22 protein-coding genes are annotated in these 17,808 nt (G+C 71.5%); 12 read left to right on the forward strand and 10 right to left on the reverse strand.

Translation table 11 applies throughout. The features are described from left to right. Positions 1-45: 45 nt before the first annotated feature. Positions 46-207 carry a hypothetical protein gene (locus tag ACIQM4_RS10705; protein WP_401588987.1) on the reverse strand — a complete coding sequence of 54 codons (162 nt, stop codon included), beginning with the start codon at positions 205-207 and terminating at the stop codon, positions 46-48. 354 nt (positions 208-561) lie between these two features. On the opposite strand from ACIQM4_RS10705, the gene ACIQM4_RS10710 reads away from it, so the two are divergent. Next, entirely contained in the window at positions 562-984 is a 423-nt protein-coding gene (locus ACIQM4_RS10710) for an ATP-binding protein (protein WP_401588990.1), read from the forward strand. Between the two features lie 132 nt (positions 985-1,116). Here ACIQM4_RS10710 and ACIQM4_RS10715 read toward each other — a convergent pair whose 3' ends face one another. Next, the gene (locus ACIQM4_RS10715; RefSeq protein ID WP_401588993.1) at positions 1,117-1,473 is read right to left on the reverse strand and encodes a hypothetical protein; all 357 of its coding nucleotides are present in this window, start codon (positions 1,471-1,473) and stop codon (positions 1,117-1,119) included. Positions 1,474-1,623: 150 nt separating this feature from the next. After that, positions 1,624-2,601 (reverse strand): LLM class F420-dependent oxidoreductase, encoded by a 978-nt coding sequence (locus ACIQM4_RS10720; RefSeq protein ID WP_401588995.1) that lies wholly within the window; start codon positions 2,599-2,601, stop codon positions 1,624-1,626. A 202-nt stretch (positions 2,602-2,803) separates the two neighbouring features. Between ACIQM4_RS10720 and ACIQM4_RS10725 the strand changes: the two genes are divergently transcribed. From ACIQM4_RS10725 to ACIQM4_RS10735, 3 genes are all read left to right on the forward strand, one after another. Further along, a complete protein-coding gene (locus ACIQM4_RS10725; protein WP_401588997.1) occupies positions 2,804-3,298 on the forward strand; it encodes a cation:proton antiporter regulatory subunit in 495 nt (164 codons plus the stop codon). Positions 3,299-3,312: 14 nt separating this feature from the next. Beyond that, positions 3,313-4,644, forward strand: coding sequence for a cation:proton antiporter (locus ACIQM4_RS10730; RefSeq protein ID WP_401589000.1), 1,332 nt, complete (start codon positions 3,313-3,315; stop codon positions 4,642-4,644). A gap of 214 nt (positions 4,645-4,858) precedes the next feature. Continuing rightward, on the forward strand, positions 4,859-5,314 hold the full coding sequence (locus tag ACIQM4_RS10735; RefSeq protein WP_401589003.1) for a tellurite resistance TerB family protein: 456 nt from the start codon (positions 4,859-4,861) through the stop codon (positions 5,312-5,314). Positions 5,315-5,346: 32 nt separating this feature from the next. Here the strand turns inward: ACIQM4_RS10735 and ACIQM4_RS10740 are convergent, their stop codons facing one another. The 3 genes from ACIQM4_RS10740 to ACIQM4_RS10750 form a co-directional block, all read right to left on the reverse strand. Further along, on the reverse strand, positions 5,347-5,949 hold the full coding sequence (locus ACIQM4_RS10740; protein ID WP_401590115.1) for a CatB-related O-acetyltransferase: 603 nt from the start codon (positions 5,947-5,949) through the stop codon (positions 5,347-5,349). 66 nt (positions 5,950-6,015) lie between these two features. After that, a complete protein-coding gene (locus tag ACIQM4_RS10745) occupies positions 6,016-6,642 on the reverse strand; it encodes a GNAT family N-acetyltransferase (protein WP_401589006.1) in 627 nt (208 codons plus the stop codon). Between the two features lie 40 nt (positions 6,643-6,682). Then, positions 6,683-7,813 (reverse strand): M23 family metallopeptidase, encoded by a 1,131-nt coding sequence (locus ACIQM4_RS10750; RefSeq protein ID WP_401589009.1) that lies wholly within the window; start codon positions 7,811-7,813, stop codon positions 6,683-6,685. 316 nt (positions 7,814-8,129) lie between these two features. Between ACIQM4_RS10750 and ACIQM4_RS10755 the strand changes: the two genes are divergently transcribed. After that, a complete protein-coding gene (locus tag ACIQM4_RS10755) occupies positions 8,130-8,873 on the forward strand; it encodes an ANTAR domain-containing protein (protein WP_401589012.1) in 744 nt (247 codons plus the stop codon). An 82-nt stretch (positions 8,874-8,955) separates the two neighbouring features. Then, positions 8,956-9,702, forward strand: a complete 747-nt coding sequence (locus ACIQM4_RS10760; protein WP_401589015.1) for an ANTAR domain-containing protein — start codon at positions 8,956-8,958, stop codon at positions 9,700-9,702. A 152-nt stretch (positions 9,703-9,854) separates the two neighbouring features. Here ACIQM4_RS10760 and ACIQM4_RS10765 read toward each other — a convergent pair whose 3' ends face one another. Then, positions 9,855-10,133 (reverse strand): hypothetical protein, encoded by a 279-nt coding sequence (locus ACIQM4_RS10765; protein ID WP_401589018.1) that lies wholly within the window; start codon positions 10,131-10,133, stop codon positions 9,855-9,857. Between the two features lie 231 nt (positions 10,134-10,364). On the opposite strand from ACIQM4_RS10765, the gene ACIQM4_RS10770 reads away from it, so the two are divergent. The 4 genes from ACIQM4_RS10770 (at position 10,365) to ACIQM4_RS10785 (ending at position 13,198) form a co-directional block, all read left to right on the forward strand. Further along, entirely contained in the window at positions 10,365-11,531 is a 1,167-nt protein-coding gene (locus tag ACIQM4_RS10770) for an LLM class flavin-dependent oxidoreductase (protein ID WP_401589021.1), read from the forward strand. Further along, entirely contained in the window at positions 11,528-12,202 is a 675-nt protein-coding gene (locus ACIQM4_RS10775) for an FMN reductase (RefSeq protein ID WP_401589024.1), read from the forward strand. Before ACIQM4_RS10770 ends, ACIQM4_RS10775 begins: the two co-directional genes overlap by 4 nt. 29 nt (positions 12,203-12,231) lie before the next feature. After that, positions 12,232-12,666, forward strand: coding sequence for a VOC family protein (locus ACIQM4_RS10780; protein WP_401589026.1), 435 nt, complete (start codon positions 12,232-12,234; stop codon positions 12,664-12,666). 112 nt (positions 12,667-12,778) lie between these two features. Further along, positions 12,779-13,198 (forward strand): hypothetical protein, encoded by a 420-nt coding sequence (locus ACIQM4_RS10785; protein WP_401589028.1) that lies wholly within the window; start codon positions 12,779-12,781, stop codon positions 13,196-13,198. 128 nt (positions 13,199-13,326) lie between these two features. Here the strand turns inward: ACIQM4_RS10785 and ACIQM4_RS10790 are convergent, their stop codons facing one another. From ACIQM4_RS10790 to ACIQM4_RS10800, 3 genes are all read right to left on the reverse strand, one after another. After that, positions 13,327-14,202 (reverse strand): ABC transporter permease, encoded by an 876-nt coding sequence (locus tag ACIQM4_RS10790; RefSeq protein WP_401589030.1) that lies wholly within the window; start codon positions 14,200-14,202, stop codon positions 13,327-13,329. Then, on the reverse strand, positions 14,199-15,158 hold the full coding sequence (locus ACIQM4_RS10795) for an ATP-binding cassette domain-containing protein (protein WP_401590118.1): 960 nt from the start codon (positions 15,156-15,158) through the stop codon (positions 14,199-14,201). Before ACIQM4_RS10795 ends, ACIQM4_RS10790 begins: the two co-directional genes overlap by 4 nt. A gap of 276 nt (positions 15,159-15,434) precedes the next feature. Continuing rightward, complete coding sequence (locus tag ACIQM4_RS10800) at positions 15,435-15,866, reverse strand: hypothetical protein (RefSeq protein ID WP_401589033.1); 432 nt, start codon at positions 15,864-15,866, stop codon at positions 15,435-15,437. Positions 15,867-16,190: 324 nt separating this feature from the next. On the opposite strand from ACIQM4_RS10800, the gene ACIQM4_RS10805 reads away from it, so the two are divergent. Continuing rightward, positions 16,191-17,069 (forward strand): hypothetical protein, encoded by an 879-nt coding sequence (locus tag ACIQM4_RS10805; RefSeq protein WP_401589035.1) that lies wholly within the window; start codon positions 16,191-16,193, stop codon positions 17,067-17,069. 55 nt (positions 17,070-17,124) lie between these two features. Further along, positions 17,125-17,673, forward strand: coding sequence for an FxLYD domain-containing protein (locus ACIQM4_RS10810; RefSeq protein ID WP_401589038.1), 549 nt, complete (start codon positions 17,125-17,127; stop codon positions 17,671-17,673). Positions 17,674-17,808: the final 135 nt, after the last annotated feature.

Genomic DNA, 17,808 nt, shown 5'->3' on the forward strand with positions numbered 1-17,808 from the left:
GGGGCGCGGCGTCGGCCTGAGCGGCACGGGCGGCGCGGCGGTTCCTCAGTCCTTCGGCGGGTTCGAGGAGGGTCCGCGGTAGCGGGCGGCCACGCTCAGCAGCGCGAGTGCGAACACCACGGCGAGGACGATCCGGGCGGCCACCGGCAGGTCGGGGCCCGCCGCGGCCAGGACGGCGGCGGGGGCGTCGGCGTGCATGAGGTTCATGGCACCCGTGTGCCCCGCGCCCGTGCGGACGAACGCGGTGTCCCTCCGACGGGCGGCGCGTCTCTCCCGGGTTGACGCCGGCGCCCCCGGCGTCTCTCCCGGGTTGACGCCGGCGCCCCCGGCAGGGGCCACCGGTGTCCCCGGCAAGGGCCCCTCACCAGCCCGTTCCGCCTGCTCGCCGACGGTCGCGGACGGGCGGGACGGTTCGTCACCGCCCTTCCTGCGGCATCCCGGGAAATTCCCATGACTGAAAACGCCATGATGGGGAAAGCGCGTCAGCAGAGCACCGGACATCACGGGGGACGTCAGGTGTACGACAGAAGACGGGTGGTGCGGACGGTGCGGGAAGCGACAATGACGGTGACCATCCCATTCAGTGCCAGCGCGACATACGACGGAGCGCCCGGCACGATTGGCGAGGCCCGGGATTTCGCCGCCGATTTCCTGCTGCGGGCAGAGGCCCTGCACGGCGTCCCGGTGTCGTCGAGGACGGCGGGCACGGTGAAGCTCGTGGTCAGCGAGCTGGTGACGAACGCGGCGAAGTACGCGCCCGGCCCGTGCCTGCTCGACCTCTCGGTCAACCGCTCGACCCCGCACGGCAACAGCCTTCAGATCACCGTGTGGGACACCGACGACAGCCTCCCGCAGCCCGGTACGCCCGACCCCGAGCGGATCGGCGGCCACGGCCTGGAACTGGTGCTCGCACTGTGCAGCAAGTACGACATCCAGCGGCTGGCGGGCGGCAAGCGGGTACGGGTGCACGTCTCGCTCGACTGATTCGGCGCCGGTGCCAACGGGTCCGTTGTACTCACCTGTACTCACACACCGTTGAGGGAACACAGCTGAGGGCACACAGCTGAGGGGCGGGCCCGGACTTCTCGTCGGACCCGCCCCGTACCGGTGCGGCGGTTAGCGGCCCGTCACCCGCAGCTGGACCTCCTGCTCCTGGTCACCCGCGGCCGTTCCCTCGTCCGAGACCGAGAACGCCGCGCCGAGCGCCTCCTGCGCCCGCGCCACCTCGTGCGGTCCGCCCTGCACGGTGACCGTCGCCGGTCCTGAGAGCGAGGTCGGCGCGGGCTTCTCGCCGGTGCTCTCCGCGCCGTCCGACTCGTAGACCGTCGTCCACACCGTGGGCCCGCCCCCGGCGTTGTCCTGCGGGGCGTCGCCCGAGTCACGGTCGGAGGACGCGAACACGGTGGCCACGACCTCGAAGACGGCTCGGGCGTCCTGCGCCGGGCAGTCGGTGACGGTGACGGTTACCTTCATGATTCCTCTTCCTGGGTTCAACGGCTCGGGTTCGGTGGTGGTGCGGTGCCGGTCTCACACGGTGTGCGGTTCACCCGGTGTGCGGTTCGCACGGTGCCGGGCTCGTACAGTGCCGGGCTCGTACAGTGCCGTGCTCGCGCGGTGCAGGATTCACAACTCGCGCAGTGCGGGCAGCAGTTCACGCTCTGCCCACTTCAGGTACGGCTCCTGCTGGTCGCCGCCGATCTGGACGAGGGCCACCTCGGTGAAGCCCGCCTCCACATACGGCCGTACGGCCTCCACGAAGTCCGCCACGTCCGAGCCGCACGGAATCGTCCCGGCCACGTCCTCGGGCCGTACGAACTGGGTGGCGCCGGCGAAGCCCGCCGGGTTCGGCAGCTCCGCGTTGACCTTCCAGCCGCCGGCGAACCAGCGGAACTGCTCGTGCGCACGGGCCACCGCGGCGTCCTTGTCGGTGCCGAAGGACACCGGGAGCTGGCCGACGCGGGGCTTGCCCGCCCCGCCGTGCCGGTCGAAGGCCTCGATCAGTTCGCTCTTGGGCTCGGTCGCGATCACCAGGTCGCCCAGCTGTCCCGCCACTTCGCAGGACCGCTCGCCGGACACCGCGATGCCGATCGGCGGCAGTTCGAGGCCCTCGTCGGCCGGCAGGTCCCACAGCCGCGCGTTCTCGACGTCGAAGTGCGTCCCGTGGTAGCTGAAGTCGCCGCCTCCGAACAGGCCCCGGATGATCTCCACGGCCTCCTCCAGCATCTCCACCCGGACGTGCGCCGCGGGCCAGCCCTCGCCCACCACGTGCTCGTTGAGCCGCTCACCCGAACCGAGGCCGAGCCGGAAGCGGCCCTCGGAGAGCAGCTGCATCGTCGCGGCCTTCTGGGCGACGACCGCCGGGTGGTAGCGCACGGTCGGGCAGGTCACGTACGTCATGAGCGGGATCCGCTCGGTCGCCTGCGCGGCGGCGCCGAGCACGCTCCAGGCGTACGGGGCGTGGCCCTGCTCGGTCAGCCAGGGGAAGTAGTGGTCCGAGGTGACGGAGAAGTCGAACCCGGCCCGCTCGGCGCCGACGACGTGGTCGACGAGGGCGCGGGGCCCGGCCTGCTCGGTCATCATCGTGTAGCCGATTTGCACCATGCTGATCGCCTCTCCGGACAGCGGTTGTCGAAACGCGCAAACGCCCCATGGACATCATCGAATGTCATTTGCTTATCACCGTATATCGGCTCAAAGCACACCACCTCCGCGCGGAGTAGGGTAATGGAAAGTTAAAGTTGATCAGCTCTGTCCCCGCTCCGATCTCTTCTGCCCCCGTTTTCGAGCTTCCATGGAGGCCCTCGTGGGAACCCGCCGATCCACCCTCCCCGGCATAGGCAGCCAGTACGACTTCGTCACCGAAGGTGGCCGGCACATCTCCGTCGTCGTCCACCACGACGGCAGGCGCTTCCTCGGCTTCTACGACGAGAGCGACCCGGACGCCTGCCGGCAGGCGATCCCGCTCTCCCAGGACGAGGCCACCGCGCTCGCACACCTCCTGGACGCGGCCCCTATCGACGCCGTACGCACCGACGGGATCGACCTCGTGACCGAGCACATCCCGGTGACGTCCAGGTCGCCGTACGGCGGCAAGCTCCTCGGCGACACCAAGGCACGCTCCCGCACCGGCGCCTCGATCGTGGCCGTGCTGCGCAGGGCCAGCGCGCACCCGTCGCCCGAGCCTGCCTTCCGGCTGGCGATCGGGGACACCCTCGTCGCGGTCGGCACCCGCGAGGGCGTGGACGCGCTCGCCGAGATCATCGCGGGCACCGCTGACGGCGCCACCGCCGACGACTGAGGGCGAGGAGAACCGTGCACCACACCACCGCCCTGCTCATCGAACTCGGCGCCGTCATCCTCACCCTGGGGATCATCGGGCGCCTGGCGGGCCGAATAGGCCTGTCCCCCATCCCCCTCTACCTGCTCGCCGGGCTCGCCTTCGGCCACGGCGGACTGATCCCGCTCGACGCGAGCGAGGACTTCACCGCCGTCGGCGCCGAGATCGGCGTCATCCTGCTGCTGCTCCTGCTGGGGCTGGAGTACAGCGCGAGTGAGCTGGTCAGCAGCCTGAAGACGCAGTACCCCTCCGGCATCGTCGACTTCCTGCTCAATGCCGTGCCCGGCGCGGTCGCCGCCCTGATCCTCGGCTGGGGCGCGGTCGGCGCGGTCGCCCTCGCGGGCGTCACCTGGATCTCCTCGTCCGGCGTCATCGCCAAGGTCATGACCGACCTCGGACGCCTCGGCAACCGCGAGACCCCCGTCATCCTCGGCGTCCTGGTGATGGAGGACCTGGCGATGGCGGTCTACCTGCCGCTGCTCACCGCCCTGCTCGCGGGCGTCGGCCTCGCGGGCGGCAGCGTCACGCTGCTCATCTCGCTCGGCACGGTCGGCCTGGTCCTTTACGCGGCGCTGCGGCACGGCCGGATCATCAGCCGGGCGGTCTCCTCCGACAACCCGGAGATGCTGCTCCTGGTCGTGCTAGGGCTGACCGTCCTGGTCGCGGGCATCGCCCAGCAGCTCCAGGTGTCGGCGGCGGTCGGCGCGTTCCTGGTCGGCATCGCCCTGTCGGGGGAGGTCGCGGAGGGCGCGCACAAGCTGCTCGCCCCGCTGCGGGACCTGTTCGCCGCGGTGTTCTTCGTCTTCTTCGGCCTCTCGACGGACCCCGCGGACATCCCGCCGGTGCTCCTGCCGGCGCTCCTCCTCGCGATCGTGACGACCTTCACCAAGATCGGTACGGGCTGGTACGCGGCCCGGCGCGCGGGCATCGGCTCACGCGGCCGGCTCCGCGCGGGCGGCACGCTGGTGGCGCGCGGCGAGTTCTCGATCGTGATCGCGGGCCTGGCGGTGGCCACGGAACCCCGCATCGGGCCGATCGCCACGGCGTACGTACTGATCCTGGTCATCATCGGCCCACTGGCCGCCCGCTGGACGGAACCCCTGATCACACGGGTACGAGGCACCAGGCGCAAGCCCCCACTCGCGGGACCGCCGACCCTGGAGGACATGATCGCGGCAGAAACGGCCGCGGCGACCGGGGCCTCGGGCCCCGGGGGGAGCGCGGGAGCCGGGGGGCCTGCCGGAGCGGCCGGCTCAGCGGAAGCCACGGGGGCTGCCGGAGCGGCGGAGTCGGCCGCGCGCTCCTGAGGGGCGCGGGGTCGCGTGGGGCTGGGCGGGCTCGCTTGCGCGGGGACTCGCGGGCTCGCGCGGGGCTGGGCGGGCTCGCTTGGGCTTGCGCGGGGACTCGCGGGCTCGCGCGGGGCTGGGCGTTACCTCCCTCCCCGGGACTTAGGGCGCCTTTAGCTCACACCCTGTTAGTTTCTACACGTCTGTAGATCCATTCTGACGACGGAGAGACTTCATGGCCCTGTGGGACCGCCTCAAGGAAACCGCCTCGACGATGCAGACCCAGCTGGAGTCGAAGAAGAACGAGCTGAAGAGCGGCTCGTTCCGTGACGCGAGCATGGCCATGTGTGCGTTGGTCGCGGCGGCGGACGGCAGCATCGATCCCGCGGAGCGCCAGCGGGTGGCCGCGCTCATCGCCTCCAACGACGTCCTGAAGAACTTCCCCGCGGATGATCTCCAGAGCCGCTTCAACGACTACGTCGGCCGGCTGACGTCGGACTTCGCGTTGGGCAAGGTGAGCGTCCTCCAGGAGATCGCCAAGGCGAAGAAGAAGCCGGCGGAAGCGCGTGCGGTCGTCCAGATCGGCATCGTGATCGGCGGCGCCGACGGCGACTTCGACAAGACGGAGCAGGCGGTCGTCCGGGAGGCGTGCTTCGCCCTGGACCTGCCGCCGCACGAGTTCGACCTGTAGCTGTTACCGCTCGACCGGCCGGTACGGGCACGTCAGCGTGGGGCGACTGCCTCCAGTTCCTCCACGCTGCCCGCCATCACCACCCGTACGTGCTGCGTCAGATGCTCGACCGGCCAGTCCCACCACGCGAGTGCGAGCAGCCGCTCGATCTCCTCGTCACCGAACCGCTTACGGATCAGTCTGGCCGGGTTGCCGCCGACGATCGCGTAGTCGGGCACGTCGGAGGTCACGACGGACCCGGCGGCGACGATCCCGCCGTGCCCGATCCGCACGCCTGGCATGACGGTGACCCCGTACCCGATCCAGACGTCGTTGCCCAGGACGGTGTCGCCGCGTACCGGCAGGTTGGTGAGCAGGTCCACATGCGGGCCCCACGCCCCGCCCAGCGTCGGGAACGGAAAGGTGGACGGGCCGTCGAGCCGGTGGTTGGCACCGTTCATGATGAACCGCACGCCGGTGGCCAGCGCGCAGAACCTGCCGATCCGCAGCCGCTCGGGGCCGTAGTGGTAGAGCACGTTCCGCGTTTCGAAGGCGGTCGCGTCGTCCGGGTCGTCGTAGTACGAGTAGTCCCCCACCTCGATGAGCGGCGAGGTCACCAGCGGCTTGAGAAGCACGACCCGCGGCTGACCCCGCATGGGGTGCAGGGTGTGGGGATCGGTGGGCGGAAGTACTTCGGTGGGGGTGCTGGAATCGGTCACGGGTCACTCCTTGCCAGGCGTCGTACGACGTGCCAAAAGTGCGGGGCGGCTCGGCGCCGCATAACCGGCAGGGCCCGGCGCGGCATAACAATGCACGTCGACGAGCTCTCCCGCACCCCAGTTCTGTTCACCCGTCCCGAGCCGTCGCCACCCGATCCGCTCGTAGAAGGCCACCGCGGGGTCGACGGCCACCACATCCAGCACCGGCCACAGGCCCAACCTGTCCGTGCAACTCACCACTTGCGTCAGCAACGCCCGGCCGATCCCGTGGCCGTGCCCCCGCGGCGCGACGAACAGCCGGCCCACCACGGCCGCGCCCCGGGCACGGACGCCCTGGGCACAGGCGCCCTGTTCCGCACGCCACAGCCCGGGAGCGACGTCCCCGGCCGCGGGCGCCGTCAGGGCCACATGCCCGACGATGTCCCCGTCCGGCGCCTCGGCAACCCACGCGCCGAGCTCACCGCCCTGGCACAGCCAACCCGGTGGGTCAGCGGGCCAGTTGCGCGGGTAGCCACTCGTCCCGTGCACCGTGCGCAAGGCCCGTACGCATGCCTCAAGGTCGGCGTCCCGCCGGGTCCGCACCCTCACATGGGTCCCGTTGTACTCGTCCACCCCACCGTCAGCGCGCATCCGCACATGGAAGCATCCCGCCCCGCCGCCGTAACGAGGGTCATACGTCCACCCCGTGCTCGCGCAGCCACGGGAGCGGGTCGACGCCGGAGCCCAACTGCGGTGTCACGCGTACCTCGAAGTGCAGGTGCGGCCCGGACACGTTGCCCGTGCTGCCGCTGAGCCCGACGGTCTCCCCCGCCGCCACCCGGCGGCCGGGCGCCACCCCGAGCACCGACAGGTGGGCGTACTGCGTGAAGTAGCCGTTCGCGTGCCGCACGATCACCTGCTTGCCGAAGCCGTCGCCGCAGCCGGTGAAGTAGACGGTGCCGTCGCCCACGGACCGTACCGGCGCGCCGTCGAGCACGGCGAAGTCCTGCCCGGTGTGCCGGTCCTTCCACCGTCCGCCCGGCTGTGCGAACCCCGCGGACAGCGGCGCGGGGTCGACGGGTGCGACCCAACGCGGCGCGGCGGTCCGCTCCGAAGGGGCGTCCGGCGGCGGCCCGAGCGGCTCCCCGGCCGTCCCGCCGCCGCAGGCAGGCCCGGGAGCCCCGCCGGCCCGAGCCGCCCCGTTGCCCGCGCCCTGGCCGGCCTGTGCCATCGCGAGCGCCGCCCGCCGGGCCTCCTCGGCGGCCCGGAGCCGCTGCTGGGCCTCGCGCAGCCTCCCCTCGATCTGCTCCCTGGCCGCCGACTGCCGGGCCAGCTCGACCTTGAGCGTGCCGAGCGCGCGCGCCGACGCCGCCCGGTCCCGCGCGAGCCGCGCCCTGGTGTCCCGTGCGCGCGTCAGCAACGAGGCCGCCGCATGCCCTCCCCGCCGCGCGAGTGCCACCTTCTCCATCATCTGCTCGGGGGACGAGGCGGCCAGGAACCGTACGGTGAGCCCCAGCCCGCCACCACCCCGGTACTGGCTGCGTGCGAACCGGCCCATCGAGTCACGCAGTTGGCTCATGCGCCGCAGCTCGACGCGCTCCGCCGCCCGCAGCCGGCCGGCCTTCCCCCGCTCCCGCCGCACCGCCTTGCGGGCCGCCTCGTGCGCCTGCACGGCCAGGGACGCCTCGCGGTACAGCCGTTCGACCTCCACCGCCCCGGACGGGGATTCGACGCCCTGCCCGCTGCCGCTCGCGCCCACCACGAGACAGCCCGCAACGGCCACCGAGACCGCACACCTTCGTGTGAATTCGATTCGTCGCATCGACCGACTGTGGCAACCCCGCGCCGGATCGGACCGGCACCGCCCCGCGGGACGCGCGAGAGGGTCACTCAGGTGCAGCAACGCGGGTGCGCAGGCCAGGCGGTGCACGTGTCGTCGACGGGCGTCGGTGTCCGGCAGCGGCCGGCTGACGGGATCCACCGACCGGCTTGGTTGTCAAGTCTGCTTGAAGCGCGGCGGGCGGCGCGTGCATGCTGAGAGGCAGTGGAGGAAGCGCCGTTCGGAAGTGTGCGGCACCACGGGTCCGGTCCGCGTACCGGAGCCGTGGTCGTCGGCACGGTGGCCGGAGTGACAGGACATGACCGCGTTCAGGACCGAAGAACTCGACTGGCTGCTGGACTCGTTGGAGCCCGGCGGGCCGGGGCCTGCCGGAAACTGGCCGGTGCGGTGTGCCGAGTTGCTGGACCTCGACGGGGTGTCGGTCTCCACCCAGAGCCACTCCGCGGAACTGATCTGGTACAGCGGAGAGTTGAGCACCAGGCTGGACGACCTTCAGTTCACGCTGGGCGAGGGCCCGAGTTACGTCGCCACAAGGGACGGCGCCCTGTGCCTGGTCACCGACGTGCGAAGGTCACCAGGACCCTGCTGGCCGGCCTTCGTCCCCGGCGCCCTGGAACTGGGCGTGCAGTCCGTGTTCGCCTTCCCGCTCCGGCTCGGCGCGCTGCGGATCGGCTCGCTGACCGGGCACCGCCGGGAAGCGCGGGGCATGGTGGAGGAGAGCGTCGACGCGGCACTCCAGATCTGCGACGCCCTCACGATGTTCGTGCTCTCCTCGCTGCGGACACCGGGCCGCGAGATGGTGCCGACACCCGTCAGGGGCGAGCGCCCCGGCGGACTCCACCGGGCCGTCGTGCACCAGGCGACCGGGGTGCTGACAGTCACCCTCGGCGTGGACCTCACCACGGCCCTCGACCGGTTGCGGGCCTACGCCTTCGCCCAGGACCGCCCCATCGTCTCCGTCGCGCGTGACATCGTCGCCCGGCGGCTGCGGCTGCCCGACGACCGGCCGCAGACGCGGGACGGACCGGACGGCCGCGGATGAGGGACGAGGACGCCCTCGGGCCGCCGGCTGCCCCAGACCTGCCGGACACCATGGGAAGCTGCGGGAACCGAGGAAGACGAACATGACCAGGGAACGCGAACTGTCCCTCGCAGACACCTTCGTAGAGCTGGCGGACACCCTCGTCGACGAGTTCGACGTCATCGACTTCCTCCAGCAACTGTGCGTCCGTTGCCGGCAGCTGGTCGACGTCGCCGTCGCCGCGGTGCTGCTCGCCCCGCCAGGAGAACCGTTGCGCCCCGTGGCCCCCTGTGATCCCGGGGACGACCTCGCCGAACTCCTCGACCTCTCCGCCGAACAGGGCCCCGCCCTCGACTGCCACCTCGGCTCCGCCCCGCCCGCGGGCGGTGACCTGGCGCGCGTGGACCTGGCCGGTGCCGCGTACGACCGGTGGCCCGTCTTCCTGCCGAGGGCCCGGCAGGGCGGTTACACCTGGGCGAGCGCGCTGCCGCTGCGGCTGCGCGGGGAGCGGCTCGGCAGCCTGCTCCTGCTGCGTACGGGCACGGAGCCGCTGTCCTCCACCGACGTACGGATCGGCCAGGCGCTCGCCGACGCCGCCACCATCGGCCTGGTGCACGAACAGACCCTGCGTGCCCACCGCGCCACGGGCATCCAGCTGCGCACCGCGCTCCACAGCCGCATCCTCATCGAGCAGGCCAAGGGGGTGCTGGCCGCCCGGCTGGCGGTCGGGGTCGACGAGGCGTTCGCGGTACTGCGCGCCCATGCGCGCAGCCACGGCCGCCGGCTGACGGAGGTGGCGCGCGAGGTCATCGAGGACGGGCTGGTGCCGGAGCCGCAGGCGCAGCGGTAGGCCTGCCGGCGGTGGGGCTGCCGGCGGTGGGGCTGCCGGTGGTGGGGCTGCCGGTGGTGGGGCTGCCGGCGGTGGGGCAGCGACTCGTCGGCACTCGCCGCCGGTGGGGCAGCAGCACACCTCCGGCCCCTCCGGGTACGGCGGTGCCCCGTTCAGGAGAAGCGGCGCAGGTGTTCCTCGGTGGGGCGGAAGCGTTTGCAGCAGTTGCCGCACCACCAGCGCCAGTGGTGCTCGTCGGTGGCCCTGATCTCCGCCCTGGTGTCCTTCCAGAGCAGGCCCTGTCGGCAGCGGGGACAGGTTGGCGGGATCGGCGGCGGAGGCGGCAGGGCTCCCGCGGCGGGGCGGGGATCGGCGTGGGCGCCCGCGCGTGTGCCGTTCACGGTGCTGGGGGGTGTGCCGGTGCGTGTGCCGGTGCCTGTGCGTGTGGACATCCCGGCAGCGTGCACCGCCGCAGGGCCTCGCGGGGCGGATTCGTGGTGCGCTCACCCCTTGGGGGGACAGGGGCCCGCCCGCCTTCGATCAGCCGACCGACGGTCGCCGCCAGGCCCCGGCCGCCGCCCGGTGCCGGGGGCCGCGGGGTGGGGGAATAGATCGCGGGGGCCGCCCGTTGACGGGTTTGTTCAATATTCAACAAGCTCTCGACAGACGCAAGAGGTGGCCCGATGAGCGCGACGCAGTTCGGAATCTTCACCGTCGGCGACGTGACGCCCGACCCGACGACCGGACGTACCCCGACCGAGCACGAGCGCATCAAGGCGATGGTCGCGATCGCGCAGAAGGCGGAAGAGGTCGGCCTGGACGTCTTCGCGACGGGCGAGCACCACAACCCGCCGTTCGTCCCGTCCTCCCCCACCACGATGCTCGGCTACATCGCCGCCCGCACCGAACGCCTCATCCTGTCCACCTCCACCACCCTCATCACCACCAACGACCCGGTGAAGATCGCCGAGGACTACGCGATGCTCCAGCACCTGGCCGACGGGCGCGTCGACCTGATGATGGGGCGCGGCAACACCGGCCCGGTGTACCCGTGGTTCGGCAAGGACATCCGCCAGGGCATCCCGCTCGCGGTCGAGAACTACGCGCTGCTGCACGAGCTGTGGCGCAACGAGGTGGTGAACTGGGAGGGCAGGTTCCGTACCCCGCTCCAGTCCTTCATGTCCACCCCGCGCCCGCTGGACGGCGTCCCGCCCTTCGTCTGGCACGGCTCCATCCGCTCCCCCGAGATCGCCGAGCAGGCCGCCTACTACGGTGACGGCTTCTTCGCCAACAACATCTTCTGGCCGAAGGACCACTTCCGGAAGCTGATCAACCTTTACCGCGAGCGGTACGCGCACTACGGCCACGGCACCCCCGACCAGGCGATGGTCGGACTCGGCGGCCAGCTGTTCCTGGCGAAGAACTCGCAGGACGCGGTCCGCGCCTTCCGCCCGTACTTCGACAACGCGCCGGTCTACGGCCACGGCCCCTCCCTGGAGGAGTTCACCTCCCAGACGCCGCTGACGGTGGGCTCCCCGCAGGAGGCCATCGAGAAGACCCTCACCTTCCGCGAGAGCTTCGGCGACTACCAGCGCCAGCTCTTCCTGATGGACCACGCCGGTCTGCCGCTGAAGACCGTGCTGGAGCAGCTCGACATCCTCGGCGAGGAGGTCGTGCCGGTCCTGCGCGAGGAGTTCGCCAAGAACCGCCCGGCCCAGGTCCCCGACGGGCCGACGCACGCGGCACGGGTCGCCCAGGCCCTCGCCGACAGCACGGACAACACCGACAGCACCGACAGCACCGACAGCACCGACAGCACCGACAGCAACAAGGAGGTGGAGGCGTCATGAAGCTGGTCGTCGTCTCGGCGGGCCTGAGCGTCCCCTCCTCCACCCGGCTGCTCGCGGACCGGCTGACCGAGGCGGTGCGTACGGAACTCCCCGACGTCTCCGTACGGTTCGTCGAGCTCCGCGAACTCGCCACCGCCATCGCGAACAACCTGGTCACCGGGTTCCCGAACGCGGCCCTGCACGAGGCGATCGAGTCGGTGGCCGGTGCGGACGCCCTGATCGCCGTCACCCCGGTCTTCTCGGCCTCGTACAGCGGTCTCTTCAAGTCCTTCTTCGACCTGCTCGACCCGGACGCGCTGACCGGGACCCCGGTCCTGATCGCGGCGACCGGTGGCACACCCAGGCACTCGCTCGCGCTGGACCACGCGGTACGCCCCCTCTTCGCGTACCTGCGCGCGCTGGTCGTCCCCACCGCGGTCTTCGCCGCGTCGGAGGACTGGGGCGGCGAGGGCGACGCCTTCACCGCCCACCTGCCGGGCCGGATCGCGCGGGCCGCGGGAGAGCTGACCACGCTGCTACGGGCGCGGGGAGGCGCCGCCGTACCCGCGGCGGCGCCGCCCACCGAGGCTGCGACGGAAGAGGCCGTCGTGTCCGAGGCGGAGCCGGCCGCGTCCGGGGCGGAGACCGTCGTGCCGTTCGCCCGGCAGCTGGCGGAACTGCGCATCGGCTGACCTCCCGCCGCCGGCACTATGGTGGCTCGATGTCCTCGATCAAGAAGTTCCAGGTCACCTTCGACTGCGCGGAGCCGGAGCGGGTCGCCCGCTTCTGGTGCGAGGTCCTGGGGTACGTCGTGCCGCCGCCCCCGGCGGGGTTCGCCACGTGGGACGCCTACGACCGCTCGCTGCCGCCCGGGGAGCAGGGGGCGTCGTTCGCGTGCGGTGACCCCTCGGGGGAAGGTCCGCGCCTGTACTTCCAGCGCGTCCCCGAGGGCAAGGCAGTCAAGAACCGCGTGCACCTCGACGTGCGGGCCGGCACCGGACTCGTGGGCGCGGAGCGCCTCGCCGCGCTGGAGGCCGAGAGGGACCGGCTGGTCGCCCTCGGCGCGGTGGAGGTGCGGGTGCTGCCCGCCGACGAGGTCAACGAGTCCTGCATCGCGATGCAGGACGTCGAGGGCAACGAGTTCTGCCTCGACTGAGCAGTACGGGAGGGTGCTGGCGAGGAGTGCCGAGGCGGGGGCCGAGAAGGAAGCCGGCGCGGGAACGGAGAAGGAAGCCGGCGCGGGGTGCCGACGGCTATCCTGCGGCCGCATGAGCGACCCCACCCCGGCCCCCGCCGCCGGCTACGTCCGGTTCCAGGGCACCACACCGCACGCCCGCGGCCACCTCCCCGGCATCTTCGCGCTGGTCAACGGCCTTGCCAGGGACGGCAGACTCTCGCCCGAGCAGGAGAGGTTCCGCCGCGCGAACAACGACTGGTACGACGGCGCGTACCCCGAGCCTTCGAGCGTCGACCCGACCGTCTACGACCACGCCGTGAATCCCGGCGCGGTCGCCTGGTTCAAGGCCGGTTCGACGGAGCTGATCGAGCGGGTGCCCGGTTACCTGGAGATCCTGGCCGCCCACGGGGTCGAGTGCCTGGAGGTCCGGTCCGAGAACGCCCCGGGGCGGATCGTCTACGAGGACGCGTGGCAGGTCGTCGTCGTCCCGCACCACCCGGACGCCCCGTAGCGCCACTGGGGGCGCGGGTTGGGGACGCACGCATCGCGGGCCCCGGCGGCACACCCAACTCCCGTTCTCCACCCTCCGGTTGTAGGTCCCTACTTCCGGTTGTAGGTCCCTACTTCCGGTTGTAGGTCCTACTTCCGGTTGTAGAGCCGCATCGTCGCCGTGCCGAACGCCACCAGGAACAGTGCCGCCCAGCCGAGCGACCACGCGATGTCGGCCCCCGGCCAGCGACCGGCCATCAACTCCCGTACCGCAGTGGCCACATGGCTCACCGGGCTGTTGTTGACGAAGGCCTGGAGCCAGCCCGGCATGGTCCTCGGGTCGACGAAGACGTTGGACAGGAAGGTCAGCGGGAAGATCACCATCATGCTGACGCCCATCACCGACTTCTCCGAGCGCAGCATCAGACCGAACATCGTCCAGATCCAGGAGAACGCGAAGGAGAAGATCATCAGCAGGACCACGCCCGCCAGGACGCCCAGCACCCCGCCCTGTGGCCGGTAGCCGATGATCAGGCCCACCGCCAGGATGACCACCGAGGCGATGAGGTACCGCACGACGTCGCCCAGCAGATAGCCGACCATCGGCGCCGGGCGCCACATCGGGAGGGTGCGGAAGCGGTCGAAGACCCCCTTGGAGATGTCGGTGTTGATGGCCACGCCCGTGTACATCGTGATCATGACGATGGACATCACCAGCACGCCGGGGAGAAGGAACTGGATGTACTCCGACACCGAGCCGGCCAGCGCACCGCCGAACAGGTAGGCGTACATCAGGACCATCATGATCGGGAAGGCCGTGACGTCGAACAGCTGCTCCGGCACGTGCTTGATCTTCAGCATGGCGCGCCAGCCGAAGGTGAGCGAGGCCGAGAGCGCGCTCGGGCGGGGCGGCCGGTCCTTGGCGACGAGCAGCGCGGCGAGTTCGTCGACCTTGGGGGCCTGCAGAAGGGCTTCCCCCGCGTCCTGCTGGTCGGTGATGGTGGTAGCGGTGGGTGCGGTGCTCATGCTGCGGTCCCCTCCTTGTCGGTGAGCGCCATGAAGACCTCGTCGAGGCTGGGCTGGCCGAGCGCGAAGCTGTCGACGGTGATACCGGCGCGGGCGAGAGCGGCGAGGGACGCCGCGGCCTGTTCGGCGGCGCCGGCCTCGGTGCTGCCGCCGTCCACGGTGGCGGTCAGCGCGACGGGATCCGGGTCGAGTTGGACGGTGGCGTGCATCGCGTCGACCAGGATGCGCTCCGCCTGGGCGCGCCGGTCCGCCTCGCGCAGCCTCAGGTGTACGGAGCCGGAGCCGACCGACGCCTTCAGCTCGCCCTTCGTGCCCTCGGCGATGACCTTGCCGTGGTCGATGACGGCGATCCGGGAGGCCAACTGATCGGCCTCGTCCAGGTACTGGGTGGTGAGGAGCACCGTGGTGCCCTGCGCGACGACGGCGCGGATGATGTCCCAGACCTGGTTGCGGCTGCGCGGGTCGAGCCCGGTGGTGGGCTCGTCCAGGAAGAGCAGGTCGGGGGTGTTGAGGATGGACGCGGCGATGTCGATGCGGCGCCGCATGCCGCCCGAGTAGTTCTTGACCTGCTTGCCGGCCGCCTCGGTCAGTCCGAACGCCTCCAGCAGCTGGGCGGCGCGGGAGCGGGACCCGGGTTTGGTGTGCCCGAGCAGCCGGGCGAGGAGGACCAGGTTCTCGGTGCCGGTGAGGTCCTCGTCAACGGACGCGTACTGCCCGGTGAGACTGACCCGCGAACGTACCGCGTCCGCCTCCTTCACCACGTCCTTGCCGAACACGCGGGCACTGCCGCCGTCCGGCCGCAGCAGGGTGGCGAGCATCTTCACCGCGGTGGTCTTGCCGGCGCCGTTGGGGCCCAGGACGCCGTAGACGGTGCCGGTGGGGACGGAGAGGTCGACGCCGTCGACGGCGCGGTTGGTACCGAAGACCTTGACCAGTCCGGTGGTCTCGATCGCGATCTCCGGGGTGGTGGCGAAGGTGGGTGCGGAGGTGGACGGGGTGGGTGGGTTGGACGGGGCGGAGAGGGTTGATGGGTTGGACGGGGTGGGTGGGTTGGACGGGGTGGATGGGTCGGAGGCTGCTGGATGACTCACGTTGCCTTACCCCTGCTCGGTCGAATCGGCAGTGCAGACAGGTGTTCTACTACGGGCCGCGGGCGAGCGGACCGCCCCGGTACAACTCGACCGTAGTTGACGTGAGTTGGGGAGCGACAAGCGTTTTTTGCCCGCTGTTTGCTAGGGGGCGTGCGAGTAGAAGACGTAGTACGAGGCCACCAGCATCGCCGCGAAGAGGGCCAGGGCGAGGACCACCGAGGTGAGGACCGAGCCGCCGCCCAGGCTGAAGAGGAAGCCCATGGCGATGCCGAAGGGGACGGCGAAGGCGAGGGCGCGCTGGCCGGGTGCCAGCCGATGACCCACCTTGCCGACGGCGTACGCGATCGCGGTCAGAATCACGCCGCACACCACGCCGAGCCAGACGTTCCCCCAGGTCAGGGGGGAACTGTCGCGGGCCATGAAGGCGGTGTAGATGCCGTAGACGACACCCAGGGTGAGGGGGACGGCCCAGCCGGCCCGCCCGGCGCGCGTGGGAGCGGCGGCCCCGGCCGGCTGCGGAACTCGTGGGGCCCGGCCCGTACCCCGTCCCGGTACTGCTACGTGTGCACCCATGTCGGCGACCTCCTCGGTACTCGGAACGCCCCCTGTTCTCGCCCTTCCAGGTCACACCCGGCGCGCGTGGGGGGCAAGTGGATCACGGGGACCGGGACGCTGCCCCGGCCGACCGGGCGCACTGTCCCGCCGACCGGGCGCACTGTCCCGCCGACCGGGCGCACTGTCCCGTCGTCCGGGACGCCCCCGGCGGGCCACCGTTTCGGCAACTCGTCCGCCCCGCGGATCACCGATCACCGCCCCCAGCGGCTCACCATCCCGGGAACTCACCGCCCCGGCGGCTCACCGGTCGCGGGGAGGGTGGGACTCGCCTTGGCTGGGGGCATGCGCCGATTTCTCCCTCTCCTGCTGCTCGTCCTCGCCGCACTCCTCGTACCGGTGAGCGCGGTCGCGGTGTGGGCGAACGCCGAGATCGAGGACACCGGCCGCTACGTCGACACCATGGCGCCGCTGGCCCACGACCCCGAGGTGCAGAAAGCGGTCAGCTCCCGGTTGACCAGCGAGGTCGTGAAGCAGATCGATCTCGGCCCGCTGCAGAACGGCGCCGAGCGGCTGATCGGCGAGGCAGCCCGCTCGTTCACCGGCACCGACGCCTACGCGACGGCGTGGGACACCGTCAGCCGCGTCACCCATGACGCCTTCGCCGATGCCCTCGCCGCCGACAAGGGCTCGGGCGACTCCGTCACCCTCGACCTGGCGCCGGTCACCGCAGAGGTCAAGGAACAGCTCCAGGAGAACGGCATCCCGCTCGCCGGCCGCATCCCGGTCGTCCACACCGACATCACCCTGCTGCGCACCGACCAGCTGGACACCTGGCGCACGGCGTACCACCTGCTGATCCCGGCGGCGCGATGGCTGGTCCCACTGACCGTCGTGCTGATCGCGGCCGCGATCCTGCTCGCCGTACGGGGCCGGCGCCTGCTCATCACCGCGCTGGCCGGCCTTGCCCTGGTGGCCGGGGCGCTGCTGCTCGCGCTCGTGCTCGCCGTCGCGCACAACCTCTCCCTGGCGAACCTCCCGCAGGACGTCAGCCGGGCGGCGGGCGAGGCCGTGTACTCGGCGCTCACCGCGGCCCTGCGCACCACCGCGTGGACGGTGGGGGCGGTGGGGCTCGTGGTGGCGGTGGTGGCCTGGGGAGCGTGGTGGCTGAGCGGGCGCAGGAGCGCACGGAGGACGGATACGGCGCCGGCGAGGCTCCGCTGACCCGTTCGGACCGCTTGCCTCGCGGCCGGCGCGGGGGCGGCGCAAGGTGGCCCGCATGAAGATCACCCGTGCAGCTCGTGCAGCTCGTGCAACCCGTGCAACCCGCGCAACCCGTGCAGCCGTCCTCGTCGCGGCCCTCGCGCTGACCGCCACCGCGTGCGGTGATGACGACAAGGCGAAGGCCGGGGACGTCGTCTCGAACGCCACGAAGAAGGCCGGGGAAGCAGCGGCGAGCGCCACCGCGAAGGCGGGCGAGGCAGGCGAGAAGGCGAAGGAGGCGTACGCGTCCGCCTCCGCGTCTGCCTCGGCCAAGTTCGCCGAGATCAAGGACGGCGCCGACGCCAAGGACGAGGTCAAGGCCGGCGCCGTCAAGGCCGCCGGCGACCGCTCCACCGCCGAGGTCACCGCGACCAACAAGCAGGACAAGGAGAAGACCTACACCGTCCAGGTCGACTTCCGCGACGGTGACGGCAACCGCCTGGACACCGTCGTCGTCAACGTCAAGGACGTGGCGGCAGGCAAGAACGCCACAGCCACCGCACGGAGCAACCGGACGCTGAACGGCGACGTCAAGGCGGAGATCGCGAAGGCGGTACGGCACTGAGGTCGCTGCGGCGCTGAGGTCGCTGCGGCACTCAGGTCGCTGCGGCACTGAGGTCGCTGCGGCACTCACGTCGCTGCGGCGCTGAGGTCGCTGCGGCACTGAGCGCGCCACCACGCTCACCTCAGCCGGCGGACC

Origin of the sequence: Streptomyces sp. NPDC091272, from assembly GCF_044757485.1 — a bacterium.
In the GTDB taxonomy this organism is placed as follows: Bacteria; Actinomycetota; Actinomycetes; order Streptomycetales; family Streptomycetaceae; genus Streptomyces.

Excerpts from the sequence above, each read along its gene's own strand:
- ACIQM4_RS10705 (WP_401588987.1), bottom strand. The coding sequence starts at position 207 with ATGAACCTCATGCACGCCGACGCCCCCGCCGCCGTCCTGGCCGCGGCG.
- ACIQM4_RS10710 (WP_401588990.1), top strand. The coding sequence starts at position 562 with ATGACGGTGACCATCCCATTCAGTGCCAGCGCGACATACGACGGAGCG.
- ACIQM4_RS10715 (WP_401588993.1), bottom strand. The coding sequence starts at position 1,473 with ATGAAGGTAACCGTCACCGTCACCGACTGCCCGGCGCAGGACGCCCGA.
- ACIQM4_RS10720 (WP_401588995.1), bottom strand. The coding sequence starts at position 2,601 with ATGGTGCAAATCGGCTACACGATGATGACCGAGCAGGCCGGGCCCCGC.
- ACIQM4_RS10735 (WP_401589003.1), top strand. The coding sequence starts at position 4,859 with ATGGCCCTGTGGGACCGCCTCAAGGAAACCGCCTCGACGATGCAGACC.
- ACIQM4_RS10740 (WP_401590115.1), bottom strand. The coding sequence starts at position 5,949 with ATGCGGGGTCAGCCGCGGGTCGTGCTTCTCAAGCCGCTGGTGACCTCG.
- ACIQM4_RS10745 (WP_401589006.1), bottom strand. The coding sequence starts at position 6,642 with ATGCGCGCTGACGGTGGGGTGGACGAGTACAACGGGACCCATGTGAGG.
- ACIQM4_RS10750 (WP_401589009.1), bottom strand. The coding sequence starts at position 7,813 with ATGCGACGAATCGAATTCACACGAAGGTGTGCGGTCTCGGTGGCCGTT.
- ACIQM4_RS10755 (WP_401589012.1), top strand. The coding sequence starts at position 8,130 with ATGACCGCGTTCAGGACCGAAGAACTCGACTGGCTGCTGGACTCGTTG.
- ACIQM4_RS10760 (WP_401589015.1), top strand. The coding sequence starts at position 8,956 with ATGACCAGGGAACGCGAACTGTCCCTCGCAGACACCTTCGTAGAGCTG.
- ACIQM4_RS10765 (WP_401589018.1), bottom strand. The coding sequence starts at position 10,133 with ATGTCCACACGCACAGGCACCGGCACACGCACCGGCACACCCCCCAGC.
- ACIQM4_RS10770 (WP_401589021.1), top strand. The coding sequence starts at position 10,365 with ATGAGCGCGACGCAGTTCGGAATCTTCACCGTCGGCGACGTGACGCCC.
- ACIQM4_RS10775 (WP_401589024.1), top strand. The coding sequence starts at position 11,528 with ATGAAGCTGGTCGTCGTCTCGGCGGGCCTGAGCGTCCCCTCCTCCACC.
- ACIQM4_RS10780 (WP_401589026.1), top strand. The coding sequence starts at position 12,232 with ATGTCCTCGATCAAGAAGTTCCAGGTCACCTTCGACTGCGCGGAGCCG.
- ACIQM4_RS10785 (WP_401589028.1), top strand. The coding sequence starts at position 12,779 with ATGAGCGACCCCACCCCGGCCCCCGCCGCCGGCTACGTCCGGTTCCAG.
- ACIQM4_RS10790 (WP_401589030.1), bottom strand. The coding sequence starts at position 14,202 with ATGAGCACCGCACCCACCGCTACCACCATCACCGACCAGCAGGACGCG.
- ACIQM4_RS10800 (WP_401589033.1), bottom strand. The coding sequence starts at position 15,866 with ATGGGTGCACACGTAGCAGTACCGGGACGGGGTACGGGCCGGGCCCCA.
- ACIQM4_RS10805 (WP_401589035.1), top strand. The coding sequence starts at position 16,191 with ATGCGCCGATTTCTCCCTCTCCTGCTGCTCGTCCTCGCCGCACTCCTC.
- ACIQM4_RS10810 (WP_401589038.1), top strand. The coding sequence starts at position 17,125 with ATGAAGATCACCCGTGCAGCTCGTGCAGCTCGTGCAACCCGTGCAACC.